This window comes from Streptomyces sp. SID14478 (assembly GCF_010548525.1).
Lineage (GTDB): Bacteria > Actinomycetota > Actinomycetes > Streptomycetales > Streptomycetaceae > Streptomyces.
Genome location: NZ_JAAGMG010000800.1, coordinates 1 through 2,773 on the forward strand (window position 1 = coordinate 1; position 2,773 = coordinate 2,773).

The window sequence follows — 2,773 nt, forward strand, 5'->3', positions numbered from 1 at the left end:
GCCGGCGCCGCCCGCCCGGGGGCGCGGCTGCGGGCCGAGGGCGAGCGGATCGCGCAGCTCGCGCACGTACCCCTGACCCTGCCGCCGGCGGACCCCACCGAGGTGATCGGCTCCGGTGACCGCGTCGTCGTCATCGGCGGCTCCGGCGGCATCGGACGCACGCTGTGCCGGTACCTGACCCGGCACTGCGGCGCCGAGGTGTTCGTCCTGGGCCGCGGCACGCCCGACGCCCAGGCGCAGGAGGCGCTGAAAGACGCGGGCGTACGCAGCTATCTCGGTGCCCCGGCGCACGAGTTCGCTGCGCTCGACGGCGCGCTGCGCTACGTCCACGACCAGTTCGGGCCGGTCAAGGCGGTGTTCAACCTGGCGGGAGTGCTGGACGACTGCCTGCTGTTCCACCTGACCCCGGACCGGCTGGAGAGCGTCCTGCGGCCCAAGGTGGCCACCGCGCTCAACCTCGCGGCCGTGACCGGCGCGCACCGGCCCGCCACCGTGGTGCACTTCAGCTCCCTGACGAGCATCACCGGCAACGTCGGCCAGGCGGCCTACGGCGCGGCCAACGCGTTCCTCGACCGGCTCTCCGGGCTGCGGCCCGACTGGTACAGCGTCAACTGGGGCCTGTGGGACACCGACGGCATGCAGATGCCGGACGACGGCTCCGGGCTGCGGCCGATGCCGCCCGAGCAGGCCTGCGCGACGCTGATGTCGGCCCTGGCGAATGGAGAGCGCCAACTCGCCTTGTATGAAGGTGAGTTGGACCTGGACGCGCGACCCGGGCCCGCACCCGCAGTCGTCGCGTCCACCGCCGCGCCGGTGGTCACCGCGGACCTGCCCGCCCGTACGGCCCGGTGGCTGCGCGACCTCGTCGTGCGGCACAGCGGTCTGCGCCACCTGCGCGACGACGACAACCTGTTGGACCGGGGCCTGGACAGCGTCGGCAGCATCCGCATCAGCCGGGACATCGAGAGCCGCCTGGGCATCACCGGGTCGTCCCGGCTCAGCCGCGCGGTCCTCTTCGAGTACCCGACGGTCGCGGAGCTCGGCGCCCACCTCGTCGAGAACTTCCGCACCGAGCTGGAGGCCTCCCTCGCGCAGGAACACCCGGCACAGCCGGAGCACCCGGAGGCCCCGGAGCCCGTCGCGGCTCCGCAAGTCGTGTCGTCCGCCGCAGCGCCAGTACCTCAACCCGCCGAACAGAGCGAGGAGTTCGTGGACACCACGGACGCCTACCGCCCCGACGACATCGCCATCATCGGCATGGCCGGGGAGTTCCCCGGCGGCGCCGACACCGAGGCGTACTGGCAGGCGCTGCTCAGGGGCGACGACGCGGTCCGCGTCATACCCGGCGACCGCTGGGACTGGCGCGACAGCCACTCCTTCGCCCAGGACGAGCCGGGCACCTCCTACGGCCGGCACGGCGGATTCCTCGACCACGCCCTGGACTTCGACCCCGTCTTCTTCAACATCGCGCCCCGGGAGGCGCGGTACATGGACCCGCAGGAGCGCCGCTTCCTGCAGACCGCCTACCACGCCCTGGAGGACTCCGGGTACTTCGCCCGGCCCACCGACGACGTGGGAGTCTTTGTGGCCGCGATGTTCGGGCACTACCAGGACCTCGCCGCTGCCGAGCGAGTGATCGGCAGCTCCTTCGCGGCCCTGGCCAACCGGGTCTCGTACGCCTTCGACCTGCACGGCCCCAGCGTCGCCCTGGACACCATGTGCTCCGGCGGACTCACCGCCCTGCACCTGGCCGTCCGCAGCATCGGCGCCGGGGACTGCACGACGGCCGTGGCCGGCGGCGTGAACCTCATGACGCATCCGGGCAAGTACCGGCTCCTGTCCGAGGGCAAGTTCCTCAGCCCCACCGGCCACTGCCAGGCCTTCGGCGTGGACGCGGACGGCTACGTGCCCGGCGAGGGCAGCGCCGCCGTCGTCCTCAAGAAGCTGTCCGACGCGCTCCGGGACGGCGACCGCGTGCACGCCGTCATCCGGGCGACGGCAGTGAACGCCGGAGGAAAGACGGCCGGTTTCACCGTGCCGTCCGAACGCGCCCAGCACCGCGTGATCTCCTCGGCCCTGGCGCGGGCCGCCGTCGAACCGTCCGCGGTGACCTACGTCGAGGCCCACGGCACCGGCACCCGGCTCGGCGACCCGATCGAGGTGCGCGCACTGCGCCGGGCCTACGGCGGACCCGAGCACGGCCCCGCCCACCTGGGTTCGGCGAAGAGCAACGTCGGCCACCTCGAATCCGCCGCGGCACTGGCCGGCCTCGTCAAGGTCGTCAAACAGCTCGCCCACCGGACCCTGGCCCCCACCCTGCACTGCGCCCTGGAGAACCCCGACCTGCACCTCGACGACTCGCGTTTCGCCCTCGTCAAGGAGGCCCGGCCGTGGGACCGGGGCAGCGCACCCACCCGCTTCGCCGGGCTGAGCGCCTTCGGCGCCGGCGGCTCCAACGGGCACGCGATCATCCAGGAGTACGTGGCACCGCGCCCCCGCGTCCCCGAACTCCCCCTCTACTTCATCCCGCTGTCCGGACGCGACGAGGCCGCCGTGCGCCGCCGCGCGGACGACCTGCTCGCGGCGCTCGACGACGCCCCCGACACCGACGCGTACCTGTACGGGCTGAGCTACACCCTGTCCTGCGCCCGCCAGCACCACCGTGTCCGGCGCGGCTACTGGGCCGCGAACGCACGGCAGTTGGCCGCACAGCTGCGCAGCGGAGCACCGGCCCGGGCCGCCACCGCACCGGCCGGCGACGCCTGGGCCCGGG

Annotated in this window: 1 protein-coding gene; it reads left to right on the top strand. The window is 73.5% G+C overall.

Features of this window, described 5'->3' with window-relative positions; all coding sequences use genetic code 11:
• The coding region (locus G3I40_RS26335; protein WP_164304652.1) for an SDR family NAD(P)-dependent oxidoreductase at window positions 1-2,773 on the top strand (2,773 nt) is incomplete at both ends.